We start from the raw sequence: 23,815 nt of genomic DNA, 5'->3' as shown, positions 1-23,815 counted from the left end.
TCAGGGCCGGTAGCGATGATTCTGGCGTGAGCGAACGGAACAACGTCCTGCTCGTCATCCTCGATTCCGTTCGGGCCGAAAACACGAGTCTACACGGCTACGACCGGGAGACGACGCCGTTTCTCTCCGCGTTCGCAGACCGGTCGACGGTGTACACCCAGGCCAGAGCCCCAGGTATTCACAGCATCGCGAGTCACGTGAGCATGTTCACTGGGGCCCACGTCGAAGAACACGAGGCCTTCGAACACACCGCACAGATAGATGTCGACCGGACCATCTGGCGCGAGCTACAGACCGAGTACGGCTACGAGACGGGCCTGTTTACGAACAACCGCATCGTCTCGAACGCGTCGAATCTCGGCGCGGCCTTCGAATACAAACACGAACCGGCGTATCCGTTGGCCGAGCGACTGGAGAACAAAATCGATGGCTCGGCGCTCGAACGCGTGTATTTCAGGTGGTACGACGCAGTATCTCGACTGACAGGCCGGCTTGACTCGCTGCCGACTGGTCCGTTAGGACGCCTCTACGGCGGCGTCACAAGGCAGGCTGGCCGGCTCACCGGCGACACCGACGACAGCCAGGGGCCGGATTCGGGCTACAAGACGCTGTATGGTAAGGCCTTCACTGACGCCTTTCTCGACTGGGAGGCCGACCGTGACGGCCCCTGGGCGGCCTGTCTCAACCTGATGGACACCCACTCGCCGTACGAGCCCAAAGCCGAGTTCGACGCGTGGGCAGACGAGGAGAACTGGCGCATCCAGCGCGAGGACAAACCGAGCGTCTGGGAGACGCTCAACGGCACCGGCTGGGACCGGCTCGAGGCGCTCGAAGCGCTGTACGACGGAACGATACTGCAGGCCGATGCTATCCTCGAAGACCTCATCGACCAGATGGAGTCCCGAGGCCTGCTCGACGATACGCTGGTTGTGATAACGAGCGACCACGGCGAGGCCTTCGGCGAGCACAGTCGCCTCGTCGACGGCGTTCGGGTTCAAGACCACAAGTGGAGCGTCCACGAAGTGTTGACTCACGTCCCTTTCGTCGTCAACTACCCAGAGCAAGACGACGGCCGCGTGGTGGACTCAGTAGTGTCACTAACTGACACGCCTGCCCTGCTTCGGACTGCAGCCGCTGATGCGGCGACAGACGACCCGCTGACTGAGCGCGATACCGTCCTCACCTCGACGTTCCGACTTCCCGAGGCGAAGATTCCGAAATACAGCTCTATCGACGACATCGAGACCTACGTCGGTCCGTGGCGGGCGGTCTACGAGGACGACGATGGCACCGTTCGCAAGTACGCACAGAAAGACGACCACTTCGTGACAGTCGACATCGACGCCCCCGGCGAGGCGACGGTCGTCTCGACCGAGGAACACGACAGAGTCGCCACCGCGTACGACAGTCTGACAGATAGCGACGTGCTGACCGAACAGCGCACTGAAATCGACGAGAATCTCGAAGAGCAACTCGAAGACCTGGGCTACATCCGCTGACGCGCTGGTATCGTGGCAACAAAATTATAAATATCTTTATCTAAGCCCGCTTCGGTGGTTCCCCGTATGTCACTCAGGAGCGGCATCCGGGACAGCTTCATCGCCGGAATTGTTCTCGTCACACCGCTTGTTATCACGCTGTATGTCTTGCAGTTGTTGAGCGGCTTCGCCTTCCAAGTTATCGACCCCGTTGTCCAGGGGACGAGTCTGGCCTCGTATACGGCAAACGTCGAGGTAGTCGCCCGTGTGATTGCCGCGTTGCTCATCGTGTTCATCATCACGGCGCTTGGCTTCCTCGCCCAGAAGAAGACCGGCCAGCGCCTGTTCGGGAGTCTCGGGCGGTCGGTGACGCTCATCCCGATTTTTCGCACGGTCTACACCACCGTCCGTCAGATTTCGAAGTCATTTTCCAGCGCCGAGACCTCCTACGACAGTCTCGTGCTCGTCGAGTTCCCACGGAAGAATGTCTACACAATCGGCCTTATAACGAGCGAGAGTCCGAACGAAGTCAGCGAGGTCGCTGGGGCGACGGTGTACAACGTCTTTTTGCCAAGCAGCCCGAACCCCGCGAGCGGCCGACTCGTACTCGTTCCGGAAGACGAGATTCACGAGGTCGACCTCTCGGTTCGGCAGGGGATGGGCCTCCTGATGACGACCGGCGCTGGCTCCGAGCGCTCGGGGCCGGTGCCGGCTGCCGTCGACATGTCGCCGGAAGCGGCGGTCCAATCCCTCGAACAGCGCGCGCCAGACGAGAGCGAGATGGACGACAGGAGCTGAGCACCGGCAAACAGCCACCGTTATTGGTATCGACACCGAGAGCAGGTGTATGTCCCGCGGAGTCGGTGCCGTCGACGCTATCCAGACGACACTGCCGGACTGGGTAGCGCTCGTAGCCGCCCTCGTCACGCAACTCGGTGACGCCTGGTTTCTCGCCGTCCTGTTCGTCTCGTTGCTGGTGACACAACGCGAGCAACGACGCGATATTCTGTCTGTGATGGGTCTCCTCGCAGTTGCGGTTGGGCTCTACAGAACGCTCAAACACCTCTTCGGACGGGCTCGCCCGAACGAGCAGTGGCTCGACCCGGAACCGCTTCCGTCGGCCGTCGAACCCCTCTACGAGGGGGCGGCCCACGCGACGGGTTATGGGTTTCCGAGCGGCCACGCGACGAGTGTTACGGTCGCTTATATCGGCCTTGCGGTGGTTCTGACCCTCGGCACGCGGCGACAGCGGTTCGGCGTCGCCGGCGCGGTCGTCGCGCTCGTGAGCGTCAGTCGCGTGGCGCTGGGTGTCCACTACCTCGTCGACGTGGTCGCGGGCATCGCCCTGGGTGCCGGCGTGTTGGCGCTTGGCCTCCGGGCGAGTGGGCCTCGTTTCTCGCTCGGGCAGGTCTTCGGTGGTGCCGTCGCGGCGAGTCTCTGTTATCTCGTGGCGAGTGGAGGCCACATCGAGTCGGTTCTCCTGCTCTGTGCCACGGTGGGTCTGTTGGTCGGTTGGCGGTACCGAGGAGTTACTGCACGTCCGCCCTAGCAGCACGCCGGAGGAGGCGGACGGCGAATCCGCCGAGGACGAACAGACATCCGACCAGAACAGCAATCGAGGGCACGACCGTGTTCCACAACCCGCCAAAGGCCGTCACGTCGAGAACGGTCATCACGTCCTCGCCGAGCATGATTGCACGGACGCTGTCGACGCCGTAGGTGATGGGATTGGCCACCGCGGCCGTCTCTATCCAGCCGGGCAACACTTCGAGGGGCAGAAAGGCACTCGAAACGAAGACCAGCGGAAACGTGAGCAGGTTGGCGAGCATGATGGTCGCCTCCTGGTCGCGGGTCACCAGCGCGACGATGTTCGAGTACGCCATGAAGACGCCACCGAAGACGACGGTAACGCCGATGACGCCGAGAAATCCCGCGACGCCGGTCTGGAGGTACGCGTCGACGGAGTCGCCCGTCTTGACCGCCAGCAGGACGTAGCCGAGCACCAGGATAATCGTCGTCTGGACGACGATGCGCGCCACCTCCGAGAGCACTTTCCCGAGAAACATCGCGCTCCGGTTCATCGGGGAGACGAGCACCTTCTCGAACATGCCTTCCTCCATGTCGTCGACGAGTCCGATGCCGGAGACCGCGGCCGAGGAGAGCGTCGACATGATGACGATAGCCGGCGTCAGATACGTGACGTAGTTGATATCGCCGGCGAACACCTCCGCGAGTGCGCCCTCGGAAACGGCTCCGAAGACCTCGACGAAGAGGACCAGGAAGATAATCGGCTGGACGAGCGACGTGAACGTCACGTAGGGGTTGCGCGCGGTCTTGACGAGCCAGCGCTTGAAGCTGACCCGCACGTCCGTCGCCGGGCTGTTGGCGGACGCTCTCTGGACCGCATTCGCCGATTGGTCGCTCATTGTACCACCTCCGTCCCGAGCGAGGCCACGCCAGTGGCCGGCGACTCCTCCGTGGAGCCCTCGGTCAGCGCGAGGAACACGTCATCAAGCGTCGGCGAACGGACGTCGAAGCTCTCGACAGCAATGCCGGCGTCGTCGAGTGCAGCAAACACCTCGCTGGCCGCCTCGCGGACCGCCGGTGACCTGACTGTCACGCCGCCGGTGGTCGTCGCGACGGTCGCGTCCCCGACGGCGTCGAGACGCTGAAGCACCTGCGTTGCGTGTTGCTTGGCCTCGTCGGTCGCATCTGCAAGCCTCAGGTCGATGACATCGACACCGACCTCAGATTTGAGCTGTTCGGGCCCGCCGGTCGCGATGACCTGTCCGTCCTGCAGGAGAGAGAGCCGGTCACAGAGCTGGTCGGCCTCTTCGAGGTACTGGGTCGTGAGAAACACTGTCGTCCCCCGCTCGTTGATGCGCTCGAAATACTCCCACAGCCGGAGGCGAGCTTCCGGGTCGAGGCCGGTCGTCGGCTCGTCGAGAAAGACGACCGGCGGCCGGTGGACCAGCACCGTCGCGGCGTCGAGGCGCTTTTTCATGCCGCCCGAGAACGTCTCCGAGCGCGTGTCCGCAACAGCTTCGAGGTCGACGAGGTCGAGCAGTTCCGCGATTCTGTCCTCGCGTTCGGATTCGGGCACACCGTACAGCTCACAGGTGAGCTGGAGATTCTCCCTGGGCGAGAGCTCTCTGTCGATACTCGTCTCCTGTGCCATGTAGCCAATCGACTCTCGAACCGCCTGTGGCTCCGTGACCGTATCGTAGCCGTTGATGCGGACCGAGCCGTCTGTCGGATGCAACAGTGTGACCAGCGTCTTGATTGTCGTCGTCTTGCCCGCACCGTTCGGACCGAGAAAGCCGAAGAACTCACCGCGTTCGACCCGGAGCGTGGCGCCGCGGACGGCTGTCGTCCCGTCCGCGTAGGTCACGTGAACGTCCTGTGCGTCGATTGCGAGTTCCGTCTCTGTTCCGTCGTGAGATGGCTGTCCTGGCATAACAGACTGTCATCCGAGTGGCGTTCGGGTAGCCGCTTCTCTCAGTCGTGCGGCCGTTTATAAACTGCTGTGGCGGGCTGTCGGGTGTCTTACTCGATGCTGTAGGAGACGACAGTGTCGACGAGGTGTGACTGTCCGCGACGGAGCCGCTCGGAGAGCGAAGACGCCGTGATATCCAGTTCAGACGCCACCTCTTCGAGCGAGGCCGTCCGGGGAATCTCGAAGTACCCCATCTCGTGGGCGGTCAGCAGTGCTTCGCGCTGGCGACCGGTGAGACCGGCGTCCGCGTCCCCGGCGTCACCGGCTGGAGAGAGTCGCCGGAGCGTGAACGTCCCGTTTCGCTGCCAGAACGACCGGAATCTGTCCAGCGTCTCCCGGTCGGCGAACCAACCGCTCTGAATCCAGCCCGTCTGCGTGACGCGCATCCGGTCGATGTCCGCGTCGGCGGCCGCCAGCGCCTGGAGCTCGGACACGTCGTCGACGTACGCCCCGAGCTGGTCACCCATCGACACCGCCGGCTGAACGCGGTAACACGGCGTCTCCTCCTCTCGTTCGACGGGGACGTACTCCGCGACGAACGCGCCCGAGTCGAACGCGTCCTCGACCGCACCGGCAGGCCCCTCGGTTACTCGAACGAGGAAGGCAGTGTACTGCGTCTCACTGGGGTGAAATTCGAGTTCCAGGGTCGCCTCGGGTACTTCTCGGGCGATGACGACGAACGGCAGTCCCTCGCAGGTAATCTCGTATTCGGCCAGCAGTCCCATAGATCCTGTTGGAACACCGTCACTACTGTGCGTTTCGGTCAGAAGAGATGACGGTCCGGTGTGACGCTGGCTCGATTTACTGCGGCAGCGAACCGATTGTGTCGCGTTTGGCTACGCGGAGACGAAACTGTTTCAGTCTCATGTGGCGTAGAACTACCAATGACCTCGGTTGTTCATCGTCTCAAGCGGCCGATACTATACCTGATGGGGCCGGCATACGTCGTCGCTGGCGTCTTACATTTCGTCGTTCCGGACCTCTATGCCCAGATCATCCCGCCGATATTTCCGGCACCACTCGCCCTGGTCTATCTCTCCGGACTGGCCGAGATTGCTGTCGGCGTGGGACTGCTGGTTCCCCGGACGCGGTACTACGCCGCCTGGGGGACCGTGGCACTCCTGCTGGCAGTCTACCCTGCGAACATCTACATGGCAACGAGCGGCGTCGTCATCGACGGCATGCCCGGCGGCGGCGACCCCTCTGCGGTCGTTCGCTGGGGGCGACTCCCGCTCCAGGGCGTGTTAATCCTGCTCGCGCTCTGGTACACGAAACCCAAGCCCGAGAGTGCCTGAGCCACCTTCCGGGCACTACTCGTCGTAATCCGGTGACAAACCAGCGGTATCGTTGTGTGGTCTGACATCGAGTTCTGTTTTGTTCCCACCGACTCCTGTTCTGGGGTAGACAAGTGTCCAAATATACGCTAGTTTAAAATATACTCCCACCCACACTTCTCTATGGCTAACGAGCCACCGTTCCGCGAAACACAGCGTATGCGACAACCGTGGATTTGGGGCTTTCTTGTGCTGACTACCATCCCCGTATTCGTGTTCAATTCCGTGGCTGGGGGAGTAATTGTACTGCTGGTCGCGGCGTTTTTGTACTCCATACAGCTGATAACAGAGGTCCGTACCGATGGGATTTACGTGCGGCTCGCACCGGTTCACCGTTCGTTTCGACGATTCCCCTTCGAGCAGATAGAGGGCGTCGAGCGCACACAATTTGGCTTGCTCACCTACGGTGGAATTGGAGTGCGGTGGACACCGAACACGGTGGCTTACATGACAACGCGGGGGAATGGTATTAAAATCATTCGAGAGAACGAGAAGTCGGTCGTCGTCGGCTCACAGAAGACCTCGGAGCTGTTGGACGTAATCGACGAGTCGCACTGAGCCAGCCTGAACAATGGGGAATCTCTACAATTCACCTGTCTCCCGCGTGTGAGTCAGGGTCGGGACCGACGTGTCCACACCGGAGACACTGCCAGTTGCCCGCCTCCGTCTCGGTGTAATAGGTCATCTCGAACTGCGCGGTGCGAGCGGGCTTGACCTGTGCTTCTGCGGGTTCGTGTCTCTCCCAACTGATACCGCAGTTCGGGCACTCCGAAGGACCCTCTGTCTGTTCACTCACGTCGTCGAAGTTCGTTCTGTCGAGTAAAGAATGTATCTGTCTCGTCGAAAATATGCGCCCGAACACTAACGACCGGCGTCATTCCGTGGCGGTTTGCCGCGTCAGCCGGCTAACCCTCGTGCGGGCGTCGGAGCGGGACGCTCCGAATCGGTGGACGTTGCCGTCCGGCCTGTCGCATGCCCGGGTTCGCCGCGCGTCATCGCACCCGTGTGGGTCTACTCGGGCGGGGACTGGGGCACGCAACCGACAGTTGCGGCCGCGGAGACATGAACGCTGCGAGTTTCGTTCCGAACCAGTACGTATAGGACAGTCCACTGTATATGAGGGAACTGTGACTCGAAACGAACGGATTGCAATCCTCGGGGGCACGTTCACGCCGGTTCACAACGGCCACCGGGCGCTGTTGCATACCGCGTTCCAGACGGCGAGCCACGACGGGGCCGGTGACGGTCACGTCATCGTCGGTCTCACGGACTCGGTTGTCGCCAAACAGACACGGAGCGACCCCGACCACGCCGCACAACTCGGTCCGTTCGACGACCGTCGGGACAGGCTCGACGGGGAGCTGACCAAGCTCGCCGACACCTACACCGCGAGCTACGAAATCGTCAGACTCGAAGACACACACGGCCCTGCAGCCTCTCGGCCCGATGCCGACGCGCTCGTTGTCTCGCCGGAGGCGAAGGCCCAGCGTCGCGCCTACGAACTCAACGAGACTCGCGCCGCGAACGACCTGCCGCGCCTGGAGATTCACACTGCGCCGTTTGTCGTCGCCGAAGACGGCACTCGTATCAGCAGCACACGCATCCGCAACGGCGAGGTCGACGAACACGGGCGACTGCTCGAAGACGCGTCGAAAGAAGACTGAGAAGCCGTCCTAGACCGTGTACTCTGACTCGCTGAACTGGACGTAGTCGCTGCCAGCGAACTTGCGCTTTCGCCGCTGGTACTCCCGGAAAAGCTTGATTCCAGAGAACCCTGACTTGAGCATGCCGAGTATCGAGTGCTCTCCGCCATCGGTCATCGTGCCTGCGGTCTCGAAGGCGCGGTCCCAGTCTGCAGGCTCGTACTCTTCGACCAGGTCTGCCATCGTGACGTTGCGGAGGAACTCCGTATCGAGTGCAGACTTCCACTCGGTATTGTACCGCTCTAAATGCCCCTGTGCCGCCAGTTGCCCGGCGATTTTTCCGGTCCGCACAGCGACGTGGTCCCCGCCTTCGTGGAATGCAGAGGTACCGCCCATCGCGCCGCCGACGACGGCGATGTTCGCCTTGGTCGGCGACTCAATCGGCCGGGTCGAGGAGATAGCGTAGGTTTCGGTGCCGTTTCGCTTCCCGCGCTCTTCGACGAGCGGGAAGTCATCGAGGTCGTACTCGGGGTACTCTCGCTTTAACAGCCGCTCGATGTAGGTCCGCCCCTGTGGTATCTTCTCGTCGTCGGCCCGAAGCAGTGCCCACTTGCGGTGGTCGTAGTCGTCGATGTCCAGGCCGATAGGCATCGTCAACCCGATACGGGCGACGTTGCCGTCGTTGGGGAACACCCAAGGATAGGCGGTGTGTCCGGGCATCACGCCCCACCAGAACTTCAGCCGGTGCGGGTCGTACAGTTCCTCGGGCACCTCCCGGTGTTCTTGGTATGCAATGTGGTTGGCCGACGCGGGGTCGAGCACATCGGCAATCGAGTGGCCGTCAGCCGTGAACTGGTCGAGCGCGTCGACGGTGACCGTCCGCTGTGGACCGTCGGCCAGGATGAGGTACTCGGCTTCGACTTGTTTCCCACCCGAGAGCGTCAGCGTGTGGCTGTAGCCGTCGTCCTCGTGGGTCTCGACGGTGGTGATGCTGTCGCCGACCTCGTAGCGACCGCCGGCGTCCTCGGCGCGTTCGCGGAGCCAGTCGTCGAAGCGCGCACGGTGGAAAGCACAGCCAAAATGTGGATACGAGGAGTCGATGCCGGTGCTATCCAGTGAGAGCGTTGCAGACGGGCCGATGAAGTCGGCACCGTCGAGTCGACGGAGGATGAGGTCGTCAGGAATCTCTTCGGGGTCGAAATCCATCAGGTCGACCCAGTAGTCGAGAAGACCAGCCGCGTCCGTCGAGTCCGGGCCGATACCGTCGCGGTCGGCCCGCGGAACTCCTTTTTCGAAGACGACCGCCTCGGCACCGTGTGTAGCAGCCTGCCACGCTGCCGAGGTTCCCGCCGGACCGCCGCCGACGACCGCAACGTCGATGCGTTCCATATGCCATGTCACTCGCCCGGCGTTTATATTCCCTGCCATCGACTCCGAGCACCGCCCTGTGGGTGCCAAACGCGTCGGCAATCTGCACTGTCACACTTGGGCAATGAGACAAAAATGGTTTCTCCAAGTAACTTATTCTGTGGATGAAATATAAGTGATAGAGAGCTTAATCGAGGGGTAATGGGAACATCGGGAGACACAATCGAAGTCCTCCACGTCGACGACGACACCGCGTTCACGGCGCTGACGCCGACGTTCTTGACACGAGAATCGGCGCAGTTCAGTGTGACGACGGCGTGTTCTCCGACGGAGGGGATGGCACACCTGCAAAACGAGCACGTCGATTGTGTGGTCTCTGACTACGATATGCCGGAAACAAACGGTATCGAATTTCTCGAACAGGTCCGTGAGGACTTTCCCGACCTCCCGTTTATCCTCTTCACAGGGAAAGGAAGCGAAACAGTAGCGAGCGAGGCCATCTCGGCAGGCGTCACAGACTACCTGCAAAAAAGCAGCGGCTCCCACCAGTACACAGTGCTTGCAAACCGCATCGAGAACGCTGTCGACGCTTATCGGTCGAAACAACGTCTGGAACGGCTGGAACGGGTACGACAGACCGTTCGGGAGGTGAACCGTGCCCTGGTACGAGAAGAGCGCCGAGACAGGCTGGAGTGGTCGATATGCTATCAGTTACACAGCAGCGACGCGTACGCCTTCGTCTGGCTGACGCGATACGACGACGGCGTGTTGACGCCACACGCCTCCCACGGTGTCGATGCCCCCTCTCTCACCTCGATTCGGTTGGCCGATGCCTGTGAGCGGACCAGAACCGCCGTCACGACGCCACGGATAGTGGTCGACCAGGACCCTGACCTCCCGCCCGAACTCACCCGAGAGCCCGATGTCGCGTACAACGAGTGTGCTGTCGTTCCGGTGATGTACAACGACACCACCTACGGAACACTCCACCTGTACTCACAGCCCGGCACCGTCATCAGCGAGAACGAGGAACTGGTGTTGATAGAGATTGCCGACGACGTCGGTTACGGAATCCACAATCTGGACCTCAGGGCCGAAGTGGCCGACTACTAGTGTGCTACCTGTTTAGACAGCGACGAAACCTGTCACAGATAGCCCCGGTCGAGCAGGAGTTCGCCGTTCAACAGCGACGCCCCCGCAGCCCCGCGCAACGTATTGTGTGCGAGACAGTTGAACTGCAGCCCATCGTCGGTCTCTTGGAGGCCTCCGGCCGCGATGCTCATGCCGCCTTCGAGCGTCCGGTCGAGCCGGGGTTGTGGGCGCTCGGGGTCTGTGAAGACGTGGACGAGCTGGTCCGGCGAGCTGTGAAGCTCCAGCGAGGGATAGGACTCCATGGCGTCGATTGCCGCCTCGACGGTGGCCTCCCGTGCCGTCTCGACCCAGACGTTTTCGAGGTGACCGTCGAGCGTCGGAATCCGGTTACAGGAAGCCTCGACGCGGGCGTTGTGCCACGACACACCAGCTCCGTCGAACTCGCCGAGCAGCTTCCGTGATTCGGTCTCCATCTTGTTCTCCTCGCCGCCGATGTGTGGGATGGCGTTGTCGATAATTTCCATCGACGTGACACCGTCGTAGCCCGCCCCAGACACCGCCTGTAGCGTCGCCACGGTAACCTGGTCGAGACCGAACGCGTCGTCGAGTGCAGCGAGCGGCGGCACCATCGTAATCGTCGAGCAGTTCGGGTTCTTGACGAGCGCGCCATCCCAGCCGCGCTCGTCGCGCTGGACCTCGATGAGGTCGAGGTGGTCGCCGTTTACTTCTGGGACGGTCAGTGGCACGTCCTCGGCTGTCCGGTGGTTCGACGAGTTCGACGAGACGACGTGGCCTGCTTCACAGAACGCGGGTTCGACCTCGCGGCCAACCGCCGAGGGCAGCGACGAAAACAACAGGTCCAGGTCCTCGGGGACCGCTTCCGGCGTCGTTTCGGTCACGGTCATCTCCCCGACTCCGTCCGGAACCGGCGACTCGATTCGCCACTTCGCGGCGTCGCTGTAGGACTCGCCCGCACTCGCTTCGCTCGCCGTGAGCGTTTCAATCTCGAACTCGGGATGTGACGCGAGCAGTTGGACGAGCCGCTGTCCGACCGCGCCCGTCGCGCCGAGGATGCCGACAGCTACTGACATAGCCTGTCGTAGGTGGGACGCGCATCAAAACAGTTTGGAAACCGTCCACATCTGTCGCGGGTCGGCGCGGCACCCCTCGCGGCTCCTGGTCTGTCCTCCGGATAGCTGGCGTCAGTTGTGGAAGATATCGTCTGGCCGGATACGGAGCAAGAGTCGCTCGGTCTGTATCTCGCTCGGGTAGTCGTCGTCCATGTAGCGCTGGGCAAGCTCGTCGGCGTGGTCGCGTGCACCCTCGGTCGTCGTCTCGACGACTGTCCCGGTAACCGAGAGGAATCGGTACGGGTCGTCGGGGTCGGTCATACTGACCGACACGTCGGGATTTTCGGCCACGTTCTGTGCCTTGCGCCGGTGACGCTCGGTGTTGACGAGGAGTCGGTTGTCCGAAACGTCGTAGTCGACCCAGACTGGTGTGGTGTGTGGCCGGCCATCTGGGAGCATCGTTACCACGTGTGCGAACGTCGGTTTCTCGAACAGGTCGTGAAAGTCGTCGGGAATCGCTGGCATACTCTCATTCTGGTGGGCCGGACAGTTATAGAGAATGCAAGGCGAAAACCCACCCCCTTAGGGGTGGGATGAAGCCGACGACTGGGAATCAAACCACGCAACTGTAGCAGGACGACTCCCCAATGTTTAAGAAGCACTACCTCTACATATAAGATATGGAAGTGCGGCGTACCGTCCCCGTCACGCTTGACGTGGATAGTACCGATGCCGCGCTTCTCGAAGACACCGTAGACACGTTTCTCTGGTGCGCTCAATACGTCGTAGACCACGCCTTCCGAGGCGAATACGTCACCACCAGCAAGACTACGCTGGAGGATAAAACCTACGACGACGTGCGAGAAGCCACAGACGGATTCAACGGGGGGCTTGTCCAAGCGGCTCGAAACAAGGCCGCTGAAGCCTGCAAAAGCGTGGTTGCACGCTGGAAGAACGGCAAGAAGGCGTCGAAACCGCACATGACTGCGCCACATGTCGTCTACGACCACCGTACCGCGACGTTCTACGACGACTACGTGAGTCTCGCTACGACTGACGGTCGAATTGAAGCCGACTACGTGCTTCCCGACAAGGATAGCGACACGCCCCACGCCGAATACCTGTTCTCTGACGAGTACGAGACGACCGGGGCAGAGTTACACTGGAAGCACGGCGAGTGGCAACTTCACATCCACTGCAAGAAGGAAGTGGAGTCTGACACGTCGGCCCAGGCAACGACCACGCACGGAACGGTGCTTGGCGTTGACCTCGGCGTGAACAACCTCGCCGTCACCTCGACGGGCACGTTCTGGACAGGAGACGAGTTTGACCATTGGCGACGGGAGTACGAGAAGCGCCGTGGCGACCTGCAAGCGTGTGGAACACGCTGGGCACACAAGAACATGCAGGCGGTCGGACGCAAAGAGGAAGGTCGGTTCAAAATGACGCTACACCGGATAGCGAACGAGTTGGTGGCTAAAGCCTGCGACCACGACTGTTCTGTGATTGCGTTCGAGAACTTGACGGACATTCGGGAACGCACTGGTGCGTCGTGGGGCCACAAATGGGCGTTCAATCGCCTGTACGAGTACGTTGCATACAAAGCCGCCGAGTACGGTATCAATGTAGCGCAGGTTGACCCGGAGAACACCAGCCGTCGATGTTCACACTGTGGGTTCACGCACCCGGACAACCGTAACGGTGAGTCGTTCAAGTGTCAGAAGTGCGGCTACGAAAACCACGCTGACTACAACGCGGCTAAAAATATCGGCTTGCGGTATCTTCGTCGCAACCAAACTGGGGGCGACGAAGGCGAACCCTTGGGCGTTCGCTTGAACAGCGGGATGTTGAACGTGAACGGTGAGTATAAATCACCTGCCGAGGTTTCGGCCAGAACGGGAGTCCATGCTGAAGAATCCCACCCGTTTACCGGTGGGTAGCTCAAGTTTGGGCGTGATTGTGGCGGTGTCGGCAGCTATCCAAACCCTCTTTTTCCGAGAGGGCTTCATCATAGACAATGGTAGATTTGCTGACCGGCGTACTCGTCGGCCTCGTCATCTACACGGTCATCGCGATGGCACTGCGGGCCTACGGCTATCTGCCGGATTACATCCGGGTCAGTGGCCCGCTGCTGACAATCAAGACCAGGCGTGGTCGCCAGTTTCTCGACCGGCTGGCCAGTCCGAAGCGCTTCTGGCGCGCCTGGGGGAATATCGGGGTCGGTATCGCGCTGGTGGTGATGGTGCTGGCCGGCATCGTCGTTGCCCTCTCGGTTCCCGCTATCATCACACAACCCGAGACGGCGGCCATCGAGAGCCCACAGAACGTTCTCGTCATCCCCGGCGTCAACGACTTCCTCCCGCTGTCGGCGGCCCCCGAGATTCTGTTCGGGCTGCTGGTCGGGCTCGTCGTCCACGAGGGCGGGCACGGCCTGCTCTGTCGAGTGGACGACATCGAGATTGATTCGATGGGGATTGCCCTCATCGGCTTCATCCCGCTGGGTGCGTTCGTCGAGCCCGATATCGACGACCAACGCGACGCCGACCGCGGCGCACAGGCTCGGATGTTCGCCGCCGGTATCACGAACAACTTCGCCGTCACGGCGATAGCCCTCGTCGGCCTCGTGGTGCTGACGAGCTTCGTGACGGCCGCTCCTGGGGCCGCTGTCGGAGACACGTTCGCCGGCTCGGGCGCGGCAGATGCCGGCATCGAACGTGGCGATGTCATCACGCACATCGACGGTACGCCGGTCGAGAACGCGACGGAGTTCGAGGACCATCTTGCGGACACCGACGCAGAACAGGTGACCGTCTCGCGGCGAGACGCCGAGGACGTGCCCGTCGACAGGCGACTGCTCATTACCGGCGCGGTGTCGGACGCGGTTCCCGGAATCATGCTCGGCGGCGACCAGCAGCCGATTATCGAGACGGTCAACGGGACGGCCGTGAGTACCGAAGGCGAGTTCGTGCGCGCCGTCGAGGGGCGGACCGTCGCGGCCATCGAGACGACCCGCGGGAACGAGACGCTTCCGCTCGGGGCGTACATCTTCCACGTCGACTCCGGCGGACCGATGGAGTCCGCCGGGGCCCCAACCGACGACTCATTCATCGTCACACGCATCGGCGACACCAGAGTCACAAATGCCTCGGCGTTTGGCGACCACATCGACAGCCTCGCGCCGGGGACGGAGGTGACTGTCGACGCCTTCGTCGACGGCGACCGAACGTCGTACAACGTGACTGTCGGTGGCTCCCCGTCCAACCCGCGTCTCGGTGTCGCCGCGGCCGACGGCTACAGTGGCATCTCGGTGAACGACTTCGGTATCGACCCGTATCCGGCCGAGAACTTCCTCGCGATGCTCGGCGGGGACGCGGTGCCCGAGGACTTCTCTGCGGTCTCTGGGTTCCTCTGGTATCACGTCCAGTTGCTCGTCTTGCCGTTTGCGACGCTCATCGTCGACGGCTTCTCGTACAACTTCGCCGGCTTCACCTCCAGTGTCTCCGGGTTCTTCGTCGTCGAGGGACCGTTCTCGGCCTTCGGCGGGAGTCTGTTAGCCGCGCTCAGTCTCCTCTTTTGGACTTGGTGGATAAATTTCAATCTCGCCATCTTCAACTGTATCCCGGCGTTCCCGCTCGACGGCGGACACATCCTCCGGGCGGCCACGGAATCGATTGCCTCTCGGCTCCCCACCTCTTATGGCCGAGAAATTGTGACGGTGGTCACGGTGGCACTGACGCTCGGGATGATTGCCGCGCTTGCGGTGTTACTGTTCGGGCCGCTGTTGTTGACCTGACCGGCACCGAAACGAAACCTTTCCAACGCCGCTATCCTTAGCCTTACCTATGCCAGAACCACGCGACCCGCCGCCGACCGACGAGGGATGGTACGCACTGCACGATTTCCGGACCATCGACTGGGACGCCTGGCGTGACACCCCACAGCACGAGCGCGAGCGGATTCTCGACGAGGCTACCGACCACTTCGAGTCGACGATGGCCGTCGAGGACGCCGAGGACGGCGCGACCGCGATTTACTCGATGCTGGGTCACAAGGCCGACTTCCTCGTGTTGCATCTCCGACCGTCGACAGCGCATATCGGCGCGCTGGAGCGCGGGTTCGAGAACACAGCCTTCGCTGAGTACACCGAGCGCGAGACGTCGTTCGTCTCGGTGACCGAAGCGTCGGGCTACTCAGAGCGGGCCCGTGACTACTTCGAGGGCGACCTCGACGAGAACTCGGGACTCGCAAACTACATCAGAACCCGGCTGTACCCGACGATTCCAGAGACGACCCACGTCTGTTTCTACCCGATGGACAAGCGCCGCCAGCCCGAGCAGAACTGGTACGAGCTGTCCTTCGAGGAGCGGGCCGAGCACATGGAGGCTCACGGCGACATCGGGCGCGAGTACGGCGGCAGAGTCGTTCAGATGATTACCGGCGCAATCGCCATCGACGACTGGGAGTGGGGTGTCACCCTCTGGGGCGACGACCTCACGGACCTGAAAGACCTGCTCTACGAGATGCGTTTCGACCCATCCACCTCGCAGTTCGCCGAGTTTGGGAGCTTCTACGTCGGCCGCCGCATCACACCGACAGACCTGCCGGCGCTGCTCGCGGGCGAGCCGGTCCCCGTAGACGAGGACGACGAGACGACCGACAGCGAGGACCCCGAGTCGGTTCCAACCCACCCCGAGGATGCCACGGGGGAACACGAGGCCGAGGAAGACGAGGAGAGCTCCGGCGGCAAGCCGCCGATGGCCGAGACCGACGCCACCTGGACCGATGTGGACGACATGGAGACCCGGCTCGGTCAGGTCGGGATTCACGCCGGCGAGGACTTCGAGCGCGACGGCTACGCGCTCGTCCTGTACTCGGACGCTGACGCGCAGGAACTCAGCGACGAAGTCGACGGGCTCAGAGGTAACTTCGAGCACTACGACTCACACATCCGCACGCGGGTCCGGGCCGAGGGCGGCCGCTCGGCAATCGTCAGCGTCTGGGACGCCGAGCGGGCCGCAGACACGGCCTTTGGCTTCCTGCAAGACCTGCCCGGCGTCGGCGAGAGCTACGGCGGCCCCGTCGAGGGCGGCGACACAGACACCGAATCGAGCCACACGGCCGAGGAGTCTGCCGACATCCGGGAGACGCTCGACGACCTCGACGTCTACGGCGGCCAACCCCACGGCGAGGACATCTTCGCGCTGGTGCTGTACTCCGACGCCGACCTGGAGACACTCGAAGACGAGGTGGCCGAGTTGAGTGACGGGTTCGACCGCTACGACACCCACCGCGGGACGACCGTCTACGACGACCCCGACAGCGAGACTGCCGCGGTCGTCAGTCACTGGGACACTGCAGACGCCGCCGAGACGGCAAGCGACTACCTCGCTGACCTGCCCGGGGAAATCGGCTGGGCTGACGAGGGCGACGGCTTCGAGACGATGGGCATGTTCTACACCGTCAAACCGGAGTATCGCGAGGAGTTCGCCGACACGTTCGAGGAGGTCCACGGGCTGCTCGAAGAGATGGACGGCCACCGCGACACCGCGTTGCTCGCAAACACCACCGACGAGAACGACATGTTCATCGCCAGCCGGTGGGACTCGAAAGAGGACGCGATGGGCTTTTTCAAGTCGGACGCCTTCGCCGAGACCCTCGACTGGGGCCGCGAAGTACTCGCAGACCAGCCACGCCACGTCTTCCTGGCCTAACGGCCGCCTGAGACGGCTGCAAGCCGAGAGCGAACGGGTTTTAGGGGCCGACGAACTACGACTGACCAATGAGTCAACCATTCGAGGGCCTCCCGACGTCGCCGCTGGCCGACGAACTCGTCGACCAGGCATTCTCGCGGGCGGCACGCGCTGGCCGCGCCAAATCCGGCCACGACGCCCAGGAGTCGATGCTGCTGACTGCAACGAATATCATCTCGGACAATCTCGAAAATGTCGTCTCGGGCTGGCCGGATTTCGACCGACTGCATCCGTTCTACGTGAATCTCGCCGACGCTATCGTCGACGTGGACGCGCTCAGGCAACACCTGAACGAAGTGACCTGGGCGAGCCGGAAAGCCACCGACATCCGCCACGAGTACGAGTCGAAGATGCGAAACAGCGACGTCGACCTGGCGAAAAAACACCGCAAACAGGCGTTCGCTCGCCTCGCAGACGTCGTCGAGGAGGTCGAAGACGACCTCGAAGCCCTGCTCGATGCGCGCGAACAGCTTCGGGACCTGCCCGACATCCGGCCCGATGAGCCGACTATCGTCGTCGCCGGCTACCCCAACGTGGGCAAATCATCCTTCGTCAACGACGTAACCCGGGCCAGCAACAAGGAAGCCTCCTACCCGTTCACGACGACACAGGTCCACGTCGGCCACGTCGAACACCGCCACATCCGATACCAGCTCGTCGACACGCCCGGACTGCTCGACCGACCGGCAGACGAGCGCAACGAGGTCGAATCACAGGCAGTGAGCGCGCTCGAACACGCCGCCGACGCCGTGCTGGTGGTACTCGACCCCAGCGTCGACTGTGGCTACCCGCTCGATGTCCAGCGCTCGCTCCGTGACGACATCGAGGCGCAGTTCGACGTTCCCGTACTGTCGGTTTTTAACAAGCGCGACCGCGTCGAGGGCGAGGTCTTCGAGGATGCCGACCAGATGATGAGTGTCAGAGACGACGACAACGTCGAGGGCGTCCTGATGGCCGCTATCGAGGCCGTCGACTACGAGCCCGAACTCCCCATCGACGAGGAGTGACTACCCGCGCTCGGTCTGGATGTAGCGCACTTCGACGGCCAGGTCTGTCCCGGTCGTTTCGCGCATCTCTGTCTGCATGAGCGTGGCCAGCCCCGAGGCCGACTCACCCGGCGGAACGCCGACTGTCACTACCACGCGGTCGGGGTTCTGGAAGGGCAGCGCCCGAGGGTACTCGACGTCCACAGCCAACACCTCGATATTTTGTTCCGGCCCGAACTGCTCGACAGCGGTCTCGGCGTCGGCTCGAATCGCGTCCTCTGTCGAGGCGCGCTGAAAGGAGTCGAGCGTGACACCACCCAGAAATGCAGAGAGGACGAGGATAGCTACCAGCAACGTAGCACCGCGTTTGAGCAGCGCGTTCCGTGCGTCGTCGCGGTAGAACCACTGTTTCGGGCGGTACCCCTTGTACCAGAGGACGACCAGCGAGGCGAGGTTGATAGAGAGGACGTTCACGAGCAACAACACCCCGGCACCGAGGCTGACCTGTGGCTGTGCCCAGGCGAGGCCGATGCCAACCGTCGCCGCCGGCGGAATGAGTGCAACGGCAATCATCACGCCCACGAGCGCCGCAGAGACGCCGCTGGTGAGACTTACGATACCGGCGACGCCCGCCCCGATAGCGATGGCGAGCATCAGGAAATCCGGCGCGACTCGCTCCTGGACTTCGGGCACCGTCGTCACGTCTGTCAGCGGCGGGATGAGATGGACCTGCCGGACGAGAGAGGCAAAGGCAAACGCAGACAGAATAGCCAGTCCCAGGCCCGCCACCTGAAGCCACACGCCGCGGCGGAACATCTCGCTGTCGTTGACCACGGTGCCGACACTCGCCGAGAGGGCTGGCCCGACCAGCGGCGCGATGACCATCGACCCGACGACGACGGCAGCCGAATCGAGCAGGAGGCCAGCGGTCGCGACGACCGCGCTCACGATTGTCATGATGACGTACGTCGAGGTCGAGGGGGCGAGACTCGACGCCGCCGAGACGAGTTCGTCTCTGGCGATGCGGTCCTCGTCTTGCTCTTCGGCGTATTCTTCCTGGAGTGCCTCGAAGCGCCGCGAGACGACGGTGTTCGCGTCGAGGACGACGGTGAACGTATCCTCGCCCAGGCCCGCCTCTCTGAGGCTATCCAGCGTCGGCTCGACGGCGTTTGTCGGGAGCGGGATATACGCGATACTATCGAACTCCCGGCCGCTGGTCTCCTCGGTCACGACGTAGTCGATACCCTCGTCGTCGAGACGAGCCAGCAGCGCCTCGCGTTTGCCAGAGGGGATGATGACCTGAACCAGTCGCACGTTCTCCCCTCGCGGTCCCCAGAAGTATAGTTCAGGGGGTCACCGTCCCGGTGTGAGAACGTCGACTTCGAGGAGTTCGTGGACGAGAAACTCGACTGCGTTGAGCACGTAGTGTGCGGTGACGACCACCAACAGACTCCCGGTGTAGACGTAGCCCGCGGCGAGAACGAACCCGAGCGTGCCCGTGACGGCGACGCCGACCCGCCCCTGCGCGCCGTGGCCGAGCGCGAACAGAACAGAAGATACGCCGGCCAGGACCCACGCGTTGAGCCCGAAGCCGTCGGCCGGAACGCCTACGAGGGCCGCGCGAAAGAGCAGTTCCTCGGAGACGGCGATAAGCGGCAACGCGACCCCGAAGAGAACGGCCCAGCCGCCGGTCGAGTCTGGCGCGAGTAACTGTCGGACTCCCTCGTCGTACGACGCGCCGACGGCGTCGGCGACTGTCGTCGCAAGCTCGTTCGCCATCCAGAGGACAGCACCGAAGACGACGCCGACCACAGCTGCGCGCACGTCGGCGGTGACACCGATAGCGTCGCCAGGTATCTCGAAATACCAGGCCGACAGCGCGATGACGAGCGCGACCGCCCCCTGCGTGACGACGACGTTTGCGAGCAACAGCCGGGGGGTAAGAACGGTCTCCGGGGTGTCGTCTCCCACTTGTGTCGGTGGGCACCGGACCGCCGACTCACTCACATCGGTACGTACCGAGAGGTCCGACACCGCGGTCGGCACAGCCGCGTCGCTCTGTGGTGTGACCTGGTCGATAGTGTCCTGTGAGCGGCGCGCGAGAACGAGAACCGTTCCGACGGTCACGAACGAGACGACGAGAAACGACCCCCAGGCCGGCACAGCTACTGCGGGCTCGGGTTGCCGCTCGGCGTGACCTCGCCGTGGAGTGCGCTGCCGGTAATCGACTTGAGGCGGTCGACCAGCGACTCTTTTCTGGCATCGCCGTCGAGCGCGATGTCGAGCACTTCCGAGATGTGCGAGACCGGGATGACCTCGACCATATCCTCGTACTCGTCTTCGAGCATCACGTCCTGATCGTTGGCTTTCGGGATGATGACCGTGTCACAGCCGGACTTGGCTGCGGCCTCGATTTTGTGCGTGACACCGCCGACCGGAAGCACGTCGCCCCGGACCGACAGCGAGCCCGTCATGGCGACGTTCTGTGCGATGGGGATGTCTTCGAGCGCCGAGATGACGGCGGTCGCGACGGTAATCGACGCGGAGTCGCCGTCGACGCCCTGCTGGCCCGCTTGGACGAACTGGATGTGGATGTCCTTCTCGGTGATGTCCTCGTTGGACAGCTTCTTGATAATCGCCGAGACGTTCATCACGGACTCCTCGGCCATCTCCTTGAGCTTCCCCGTGGCGATGACCTCGCCGGGACCGTGAGCGTCGGCGATTTCGGCCACGACGGGGAGCATGATGCCCGAGTCTTCGCCCATCACGGCGAGACCGTTGACGCGGCCGACCATGCTTCCCTCTGCGACCGTGGTGCCGTATTCGCGGCGGCGCTCTATCATCTCGTCGGCGAGCTGTTGCTCGATAGAGCGCGAGCGGTCCTTGGCCTCGACGACATCCTCGCGTTCGGTGTACTGCTTGTCCTTGGCGCGGGCAACGTCGCCGGCAACGCGGACGAGACCACCCAGGTCGCGCAGTTCCAGCGTTAGCTGGCCTTTGCGACCGGCGCGACGGCGCGATTCGAGGACGATTTCCTCGATTGCGTCGCGGGTGAAATGCGGTAGCCGCCCGTCTTTCTCGACTTCCTGGGCGACAAAGCGGGCGTACTTGCGGCGCATCTCGGCCGTGTCGTCGATGGTGTCGTCCATGTACACTTCGTACCCGTATCCCTTGATACGCGAACGAAGCGCGGGGTGCATGTTCTGCATCGCGTCCATGTTCCCGGCCGCGACCATCACGAAGTCACAGGGGACGGCCTCGGTCTGGACCATCGCTCCCGAGGAGCGCTCTGACTGGCCCGTAATCGAGAACTCGCCCTCCTGGATGGCGGTCATCAGCTTCTGCTGTGACCGGATGTCGAGCGTGTTGATCTCGTCGACGAACAGCACGCCCTTGTTGGCCTTGTGAATCGCGCCGGGCTCGACGCGGTCGTGGCTGGGCGTCTCCATGCCGCCAGACTGGAACGGGTCGTGGCGAACGTCGCCCAGCAGTGCACCGGCGTGGGCACCGGTCGCGTCCTCGAAGGGCGCGGTCTGCTGGTCTGCGGTGTTCACAATCATGTTCGGGACCATCGCGTCGTTGCCCCGTGACATGTACCGGAAGACGAGATAGACGATACCTGCGGCGATGATACCGAGCAGAATCTGGCCCATGATGATGAGCGAGTAACCCAACACCAGGATGATAAGAACCCACATGATAAAGCGGCGCATCTGGCTGCGCTTGCGGGCTTCCTCCTTGTGGGCGTCGACAATCTGCTCGCCTTTGCCCGACGGGACGGTTCGAACCTTCGGCTCGTTGCCGTCGTCGGGGTTGTGATAGACGAGGATGTCCTGCAAATCCTCCGGTGGAAGGAGCTGGCTCATCGCCTTGGCCAGCATCGACTTTCCGGTTCCCGGCGAGCCAATCATCATCACGTGACGGCGCTGTTTGGCTGCCTTCAGGACGATATCGCGGGCGTGGCTCTGACCGATTACCTGGTCGACGAGCCTGTCTGGCACCTCGATTTCGTCGGAGGCGTCGATTTGGAGCCCGCCGAGCAGGTCGTCCTCGGCGATTTCCTCGTCAATCTCCATGTCCTCGTCGACATCGCTACCGAGTACCTCGTCGATTTCTGTCTCGTACTCCTCGCTGTCGCGGTCAACTCCATTGGGGTCTGGACTCCGTGGGGGGTCGTCCCACACGTCGTCGGGACTACCGGCCCCGTCACGGCCGGCGTCGCGCTCGCCCTCTCGCCGACCTGGCAGGCGGTCCTCGGCCGGACGTGAACCGTCGGCCTCCTCGCCTGACCGGTCGTCGGCAGGGCTGTCTCCGTTCGGAGACGGCGCTGCGTGCCCCTCCGGGGCGTCCGTCTCCCGCTCGTTATCTGGAGCGTCTTTGTCGTTACTCATACAATCGTTGCTACCACTTTTGGACAAGTGCTGTCTACTGATATACTTTCTCCCCTTGTAACCTCCTTGAGCACGCAAAAACCACATGACGGCAGCCGGATTTGCTGATTCGGGTTGGTTGTCTGTGGTGTGAGACAGGGTTTAAGAAACTCCCCCGTTTCGGTACAGGCAATGACGACACGTGGTCTGGTAATTGGCCGGTTCCAGCCGTTTCACGACGGGCACGCACAGCTCGTCGCCGAAATCGTCGACGAGGTGGAGGAACTCGTCTTCGGTATCGGGAGCGCGGGCGACTCCCACACCGTCCGAAACCCGTTCACGGCCGGCGAGCGCATCATGATGGCGACCAAGTCAATCGAGGCGATGGACATCGACACGACCGTCTACACGGTTCCCATCGAGGACCTGAATCGGAACGCGGTCTGGGTGAGCCACGTCGAGAGTATGGCACCGCGGTTCGATATCGCGTTCTCGAACAATCCGCTCGTCGTCCGGCTGTTCACCGAGGCCGGCGTCGAGGTCCGGCAGACGCCGATGTACAACCGCGACGTGTTGAAAGGGAGCGAACTCCGCGAGCGGATGGTTGAGGGCGGAGAGTGGGAGTCACACGTCCCAGACGCTGTGGTCGACGTACTCGACGAGATAGACGGTATTCAGCGCATTCAGGCCGTCAGCAGAGACCGCTGACTATCGCGTTTCGAGCGCCGACAGAAGGTCCGACAGGGCTTGGTCGACGAACTGCGCCTTACACGCCGCGCGGTCGCCGTCGAACTCGTAGCGCTCGGCCTCTGCAGTCGAGGTGTCACTTCCCCACGGCCCGGCGTATGCAACACCGATACAGACCGTTCCGACCGGCTTCTCGTCGGTACCGCCGCCGGGGCCTGCGATGCCGGTCGTCGACACACCCCAGGTCGTGCTGGCCGTGTCTCGAGCGCCCGCAGCCATCTCGACGGCGACTGGTTCGGAAACCGCGCCGTGTGTGTCTAGACTCTCCCGAGAGACGCCCAGTAGCTCCTGTTTTGCGGCGTTCGAGTAGGTGACCATGCTGCGGTCGAAGTAGTCGCTGGACCCAGGTACGTCGGTGAGTGTCGACGCGAGTAGCCCCCCGGTACAGGACTCGGCGAGCGCGAGTGTCTGGTCTCTCTCCCGGAGCCGCTGTCCGACCCGTTGTGCTAGCGAGGAGTCCATACGCCGTCTTCGGCGACCA

23 protein-coding genes are annotated in these 23,815 nt (G+C 62.7%); 12 read left to right on the top strand and 11 right to left on the bottom strand.

From position 1 onward, the window contains the following. The first annotated feature begins 26 nt into the window (after positions 1–26). The 3 genes from BLR34_RS04380 to BLR34_RS04370 all read left to right on the top strand — a co-directional run bounded on the left by BLR34_RS04380 (position 27) and on the right by BLR34_RS04370 (position 3,027). The gene (locus tag BLR34_RS04380; protein ID WP_176765235.1) at positions 27–1,499 is read left to right on the top strand and encodes a sulfatase-like hydrolase/transferase; all 1,473 of its coding nucleotides are present in this window, start codon (positions 27–29) and stop codon (positions 1,497–1,499) included. 66 nt (positions 1,500–1,565) lie between these two features. Beyond that, the gene (locus BLR34_RS04375) at positions 1,566–2,276 is read left to right on the top strand and encodes a DUF502 domain-containing protein (RefSeq protein WP_092699823.1); all 711 of its coding nucleotides are present in this window, start codon (positions 1,566–1,568) and stop codon (positions 2,274–2,276) included. Between the two features lie 49 nt (positions 2,277–2,325). Beyond that, positions 2,326–3,027 carry a phosphatase PAP2 family protein gene (locus BLR34_RS04370; protein ID WP_092699821.1) on the top strand — a complete coding sequence of 234 codons (702 nt, stop codon included), beginning with the start codon at positions 2,326–2,328 and terminating at the stop codon, positions 3,025–3,027. Here the strand turns inward: BLR34_RS04370 and BLR34_RS04365 are convergent. The 3 genes from BLR34_RS04365 to BLR34_RS04355 all read right to left on the bottom strand — a co-directional run bounded on the left by BLR34_RS04365 (position 3,008) and on the right by BLR34_RS04355 (position 5,699). Beyond that, complete coding sequence (locus BLR34_RS04365) at positions 3,008–3,904, bottom strand: ABC transporter permease (protein WP_092699819.1); 897 nt, start codon at positions 3,902–3,904, stop codon at positions 3,008–3,010. The two genes, BLR34_RS04370 and BLR34_RS04365, sit on opposite strands and share 20 nt — an antisense overlap. Next, positions 3,901–4,935 carry an ABC transporter ATP-binding protein gene (locus tag BLR34_RS04360; protein ID WP_092699817.1) on the bottom strand — a complete coding sequence of 345 codons (1,035 nt, stop codon included), beginning with the start codon at positions 4,933–4,935 and terminating at the stop codon, positions 3,901–3,903. Before BLR34_RS04360 ends, BLR34_RS04365 begins: the two co-directional genes overlap by 4 nt. 89 nt (positions 4,936–5,024) lie before the next feature. Beyond that, a complete protein-coding gene (locus BLR34_RS04355) occupies positions 5,025–5,699 on the bottom strand; it encodes a helix-turn-helix domain-containing protein (RefSeq protein WP_092699815.1) in 675 nt (224 codons plus the stop codon). A 159-nt stretch (positions 5,700–5,858) separates the two neighbouring features. Here BLR34_RS04355 and BLR34_RS04350 point away from each other — a divergent pair, with 159 nt between their 5' ends. Further along, a complete protein-coding gene (locus BLR34_RS04350; protein WP_176765234.1) occupies positions 5,859–6,269 on the top strand; it encodes a DoxX family protein in 411 nt (136 codons plus the stop codon). 162 nt (positions 6,270–6,431) lie between these two features. Continuing rightward, complete coding sequence (locus BLR34_RS04345; protein WP_092699811.1) at positions 6,432–6,866, top strand: DUF6141 family protein; 435 nt, start codon at positions 6,432–6,434, stop codon at positions 6,864–6,866. Between the two features lie 31 nt (positions 6,867–6,897). Here the strand turns inward: BLR34_RS04345 and BLR34_RS04340 are convergent, their stop codons facing one another. Beyond that, positions 6,898–7,104, bottom strand: a complete 207-nt coding sequence (locus tag BLR34_RS04340) for a hypothetical protein (protein ID WP_092699809.1) — start codon at positions 7,102–7,104, stop codon at positions 6,898–6,900. A 331-nt stretch (positions 7,105–7,435) separates the two neighbouring features. On the opposite strand from BLR34_RS04340, the gene BLR34_RS04335 reads away from it, so the two are divergent. Next, entirely contained in the window at positions 7,436–7,972 is a 537-nt protein-coding gene (locus tag BLR34_RS04335; RefSeq protein WP_092699807.1) for a phosphopantetheine adenylyltransferase, read from the top strand. A 9-nt stretch (positions 7,973–7,981) separates the two neighbouring features. Here the strand turns inward: BLR34_RS04335 and BLR34_RS04330 are convergent, their stop codons facing one another. Beyond that, a complete protein-coding gene (locus BLR34_RS04330; protein WP_092699805.1) occupies positions 7,982–9,340 on the bottom strand; it encodes an NAD(P)/FAD-dependent oxidoreductase in 1,359 nt (452 codons plus the stop codon). A 180-nt stretch (positions 9,341–9,520) separates the two neighbouring features. On the opposite strand from BLR34_RS04330, the gene BLR34_RS04325 reads away from it, so the two are divergent. After that, positions 9,521–10,432: a response regulator gene (locus BLR34_RS04325; RefSeq protein ID WP_092699803.1), complete on the top strand. Its 912-nt coding sequence runs from the start codon at positions 9,521–9,523 to the stop codon at positions 10,430–10,432. Between the two features lie 32 nt (positions 10,433–10,464). On the opposite strand, the gene asd is transcribed toward BLR34_RS04325, so the two are convergent. Continuing rightward, complete coding sequence (gene asd, locus BLR34_RS04320; protein WP_092699801.1) at positions 10,465–11,502, bottom strand: aspartate-semialdehyde dehydrogenase; 1,038 nt, start codon at positions 11,500–11,502, stop codon at positions 10,465–10,467. Positions 11,503–11,613: 111 nt separating this feature from the next. Further along, positions 11,614–12,006, bottom strand: a complete 393-nt coding sequence (locus BLR34_RS04315; protein WP_092699799.1) for a pyridoxamine 5'-phosphate oxidase family protein — start codon at positions 12,004–12,006, stop codon at positions 11,614–11,616. 155 nt (positions 12,007–12,161) lie between these two features. On the opposite strand from BLR34_RS04315, the gene BLR34_RS04310 reads away from it, so the two are divergent. The 4 genes from BLR34_RS04310 (at position 12,162) to BLR34_RS04295 (ending at position 18,238) form a co-directional block, all read left to right on the top strand. Beyond that, positions 12,162–13,421, top strand: a complete 1,260-nt coding sequence (locus BLR34_RS04310; RefSeq protein ID WP_092699797.1) for an RNA-guided endonuclease InsQ/TnpB family protein — start codon at positions 12,162–12,164, stop codon at positions 13,419–13,421. A gap of 77 nt (positions 13,422–13,498) precedes the next feature. Further along, entirely contained in the window at positions 13,499–15,274 is a 1,776-nt protein-coding gene (locus BLR34_RS04305) for a site-2 protease family protein (RefSeq protein WP_092699795.1), read from the top strand. Positions 15,275–15,323: 49 nt separating this feature from the next. Next, positions 15,324–17,192, top strand: coding sequence for a heme-binding protein (locus tag BLR34_RS04300; RefSeq protein WP_092699793.1), 1,869 nt, complete (start codon positions 15,324–15,326; stop codon positions 17,190–17,192). Between the two features lie 68 nt (positions 17,193–17,260). Continuing rightward, complete coding sequence (locus tag BLR34_RS04295) at positions 17,261–18,238, top strand: NOG1 family protein (RefSeq protein WP_092699791.1); 978 nt, start codon at positions 17,261–17,263, stop codon at positions 18,236–18,238. Here the strand turns inward: BLR34_RS04295 and BLR34_RS04290 are convergent, their stop codons facing one another. The 3 genes from BLR34_RS04290 to lonB are packed head-to-tail and all read right to left on the bottom strand — an operon-like array spanning position 18,239 to position 22,608. Continuing rightward, on the bottom strand, positions 18,239–19,531 hold the full coding sequence (locus BLR34_RS04290; RefSeq protein ID WP_092699789.1) for a TIGR00341 family protein: 1,293 nt from the start codon (positions 19,529–19,531) through the stop codon (positions 18,239–18,241). A gap of 39 nt (positions 19,532–19,570) precedes the next feature. Next, positions 19,571–20,380, bottom strand: coding sequence for a CPBP family intramembrane glutamic endopeptidase (locus BLR34_RS04285; RefSeq protein WP_092699787.1), 810 nt, complete (start codon positions 20,378–20,380; stop codon positions 19,571–19,573). 2 nt (positions 20,381–20,382) lie between these two features. Then, positions 20,383–22,608 carry an ATP-dependent protease LonB gene (gene lonB / locus BLR34_RS04280; protein ID WP_245683174.1) on the bottom strand — a complete coding sequence of 742 codons (2,226 nt, stop codon included), beginning with the start codon at positions 22,606–22,608 and terminating at the stop codon, positions 20,383–20,385. A gap of 171 nt (positions 22,609–22,779) precedes the next feature. On the opposite strand from lonB, the gene BLR34_RS04275 reads away from it, so the two are divergent. After that, a complete protein-coding gene (locus BLR34_RS04275; RefSeq protein WP_092699785.1) occupies positions 22,780–23,295 on the top strand; it encodes a nicotinamide-nucleotide adenylyltransferase in 516 nt (171 codons plus the stop codon). On the opposite strand, the gene BLR34_RS04270 is transcribed toward BLR34_RS04275, so the two are convergent. Further along, a complete protein-coding gene (locus tag BLR34_RS04270) occupies positions 23,296–23,796 on the bottom strand; it encodes a CinA family protein (RefSeq protein WP_092699783.1) in 501 nt (166 codons plus the stop codon). Positions 23,797–23,815 lie beyond the last annotated feature (19 nt).

The organism is Halovenus aranensis, from assembly GCF_900100385.1.
Classification (GTDB): domain Archaea; phylum Halobacteriota; class Halobacteria; order Halobacteriales; family Haloarculaceae; genus Halovenus; species Halovenus aranensis.
This window is presented reverse-complemented; position numbering and strand designations above follow the sequence as displayed.

Coding starts and splice junctions, on each gene's coding strand:
- BLR34_RS04360 (WP_092699817.1), bottom strand. CDS start 4,935: ATGCCAGGACAGCCATCTCACGACGGAACAGAGACGGAACTCGCAATC.
- BLR34_RS04350 (WP_176765234.1), top strand. CDS start 5,859: ATGACCTCGGTTGTTCATCGTCTCAAGCGGCCGATACTATACCTGATG.
- lonB (WP_245683174.1), bottom strand. CDS start 22,608: ATGAGTAACGACAAAGACGCTCCAGATAACGAGCGGGAGACGGACGCC.
- BLR34_RS04365 (WP_092699819.1), bottom strand. CDS start 3,904: ATGAGCGACCAATCGGCGAATGCGGTCCAGAGAGCGTCCGCCAACAGC.
- BLR34_RS04370 (WP_092699821.1), top strand. CDS start 2,326: ATGTCCCGCGGAGTCGGTGCCGTCGACGCTATCCAGACGACACTGCCG.
- BLR34_RS04305 (WP_092699795.1), top strand. CDS start 13,499: ATGGTAGATTTGCTGACCGGCGTACTCGTCGGCCTCGTCATCTACACG.
- asd (WP_092699801.1), bottom strand. CDS start 11,502: ATGTCAGTAGCTGTCGGCATCCTCGGCGCGACGGGCGCGGTCGGACAG.
- BLR34_RS04330 (WP_092699805.1), bottom strand. CDS start 9,340: ATGGAACGCATCGACGTTGCGGTCGTCGGCGGCGGTCCGGCGGGAACC.
- BLR34_RS04355 (WP_092699815.1), bottom strand. CDS start 5,699: ATGGGACTGCTGGCCGAATACGAGATTACCTGCGAGGGACTGCCGTTC.
- BLR34_RS04375 (WP_092699823.1), top strand. CDS start 1,566: ATGTCACTCAGGAGCGGCATCCGGGACAGCTTCATCGCCGGAATTGTT.
- BLR34_RS04295 (WP_092699791.1), top strand. CDS start 17,261: ATGAGTCAACCATTCGAGGGCCTCCCGACGTCGCCGCTGGCCGACGAA.
- BLR34_RS04310 (WP_092699797.1), top strand. CDS start 12,162: ATGGAAGTGCGGCGTACCGTCCCCGTCACGCTTGACGTGGATAGTACC.
- BLR34_RS04325 (WP_092699803.1), top strand. CDS start 9,521: ATGGGAACATCGGGAGACACAATCGAAGTCCTCCACGTCGACGACGAC.
- BLR34_RS04300 (WP_092699793.1), top strand. CDS start 15,324: ATGCCAGAACCACGCGACCCGCCGCCGACCGACGAGGGATGGTACGCA.
- BLR34_RS04315 (WP_092699799.1), bottom strand. CDS start 12,006: ATGCCAGCGATTCCCGACGACTTTCACGACCTGTTCGAGAAACCGACG.
- BLR34_RS04345 (WP_092699811.1), top strand. CDS start 6,432: ATGGCTAACGAGCCACCGTTCCGCGAAACACAGCGTATGCGACAACCG.
- BLR34_RS04275 (WP_092699785.1), top strand. CDS start 22,780: ATGACGACACGTGGTCTGGTAATTGGCCGGTTCCAGCCGTTTCACGAC.
- BLR34_RS04270 (WP_092699783.1), bottom strand. CDS start 23,796: ATGGACTCCTCGCTAGCACAACGGGTCGGACAGCGGCTCCGGGAGAGA.